2 protein-coding genes and 1 pseudogene are annotated in these 1,908 nt (G+C 55.5%); 1 reads left to right on the forward strand and 2 read right to left on the reverse strand.

Features of this window, described 5'->3' with window-relative positions; translation table 11 throughout:
* Together A3AY_RS36535 and A3AY_RS0130100 are read right to left on the reverse strand one after the other, a co-directional pair.
* Positions 1 to 260: pseudogene (locus A3AY_RS36535) on the reverse strand (phosphoribulokinase); the annotation flags it as partial.
* A gap of 10 nt (positions 261 to 270) precedes the next feature.
* Positions 271 to 1,308 (reverse strand): class 1 fructose-bisphosphatase, encoded by a 1,038-nt coding sequence (locus tag A3AY_RS0130100; RefSeq protein ID WP_018329388.1) that lies wholly within the window; start codon positions 1,306 to 1,308, stop codon positions 271 to 273.
* Positions 1,309 to 1,427: 119 nt separating this feature from the next.
* Here A3AY_RS0130100 and A3AY_RS0130105 point away from each other — a divergent pair.
* A partial coding sequence (locus A3AY_RS0130105; protein ID WP_018329389.1) for a LysR family transcriptional regulator occupies positions 1,428 to 1,908 on the forward strand: 481 nt, incomplete at its 3' end.

Consider the following 1,908-nt stretch of genomic DNA (forward strand, 5'->3'; position numbering starts at 1 on the left):
TATTCCTCAAACACGGATTCGAGGATCTCAAGTTCGTTAGCCTCGGGACTGAAATGAGAGAAGTGCATATTGCCCTTGGCGTCTTCCTCCGCGACTTTGTCCTTCATGCCTTTACGGTCATATTTGTGAAAGGCGTCACCCTCAATGAAGGCGGCCACGATACTTTCGCGGGTGAAGATCTTGTTGAACGTATCTTTGACAGTAGTGGTCCCGGCGCCGGACGAACCGGTAATTGCAATGACGGGGTGACGGTGTGACACTTGATCCTCCTCAGGGCCGGAACAGGCTGCGATTGCCAAACAGGGGGTGGCGTGAGCCTATTGCCGAAGGTTCGATGTGGTAGCGCGTGATCTTTTCAACTTCACGGGCGGAGCCGAAAACGAGCTCCGTGCGCTGGTGAATGTCGGTTGGGATAAGGTCGAGAATCGGCATCACACAATTCGTGGCCATGCCGCCAGCGCCCTCTATCAACATAGCAATGGGATTAGCCTCATAGACCAGACGCAGCCGTCCGTTGCGGTAACCCTTGCGGCTGTCGGGTGGATAAAGGAAGACGCCGCCGCGAACCAATATGCGGTAGGTGTCCGCTACCAGCGAGGCAATCCAGCGCATGTTGAAATCCTTGCCACGCGGTCCATCTGTACCTTGCAGGCAGTCGTCGATGTAAAGCCGCACTGCCTCGTCCCAGTGGCGATAGTTGGAGGTGTTAACCGCAAATTCCTTGGCATCTTCAGTGATATTGAGTGATTCATACGCCTGAAGAAAAGTGCCGATGCGCGCTGAGAATACAAAGATGCTTGTGCCCTTGCCGAGGGAGATGACAAGAGCGAACTGCGGGCCGAAGATAAAGAACCCGGCGCCGATCTGTGTTCGGCCAGACTGGAGGAAAGTTTCCGCCACAGTCTCGTGCGCCGGTAAAATGGAGAAGATCGTGCCAATGGACACATTGGTGTCGATGTTTGAAGAACCATCAAGCGGGTCGATCGCCAGCGCCAGCGGTTTGCTGCGATCAAGCTCGACGGGATCATGCAACTCTTCAGACGCGTAATAAGCAATGGGTGCGTCCCGCATCGCGGCGAGGAATATTTCGTCGGCATGCACATCCAGATCTTTCTGAATATCGCCGTCGCTATTGGCGTTGCCGCGTGTTCCGCCAAAGGCAATACCGAGCGCACCCTCGCCGATTGCCTTCCGGACATTGAGCGCAGCCGAGACAAGCTGGCGCACGGTTTGCGCGACCGCTTGCCGTTGTGAATCGGCGTTGCTGCAATAAGAATTCAACCACGCATCAAGCGTTGCAACACTCATGTTTCCCCTCCCGGAACCGAATGGTCCCCGCCTTGTTGGCACGAGGATGTTTCCGTCTCCGCAGAGGAAAGTAAAATTTATTCTATTTACACCCTGGATAAAAAAAACTAACTTGGCGCATGCAAAATATCTCAATCCGCCAACTTCGCGCCATCTTGGCTATCCATAGCAAGGGTAAAATTGTCAGTGCAGCCAAAGAGTTGGGACTTACGGGGCCTGCGGTGACGTTGCAGCTGAAGCAGGTTGAAGACGCGGTGGGGATGTCACTGTTTGATCGTACGGGCGATGGTATGCGTCTGACTGCCGCAGGCATGGCAGTGCTTGTTGCGGCGGATACTGTGGAAGAGAGCCTGCGAACGCTGGCCGATACGATCGATGCGTTGCGCGGCGTGCGGCTGGGATCTTTGAGACTTGGCGTGGTTTCGACCGCGAAATATTTTGCCCCGCGGATCATATCGGCCTTTCTGAAGCTGCATCCTGGCATCGAGGTCAGCCTGAGCGTCGGCAACCGCGAGCAGACAATCGAGTCGCTGCGCCGCCACGACGTTGACATTGCGCTGATGGGCAGGCCGCCGCGCGACATTTCTGTCCGTTCTGCTG

The organism is Rhizobium giardinii bv. giardinii H152 (assembly GCF_000379605.1).
GTDB classification, from domain to species: Bacteria; Pseudomonadota; Alphaproteobacteria; order Rhizobiales; family Rhizobiaceae; genus Pararhizobium; species Pararhizobium giardinii.

Bases quoted from the DNA above. Each gene is read 5' to 3' on its own strand.
- A3AY_RS0130100 (WP_018329388.1), bottom strand. From the start codon at position 1,308: ATGAGTGTTGCAACGCTTGATGCGTGGTTGAATTCTTATTGCAGCAAC.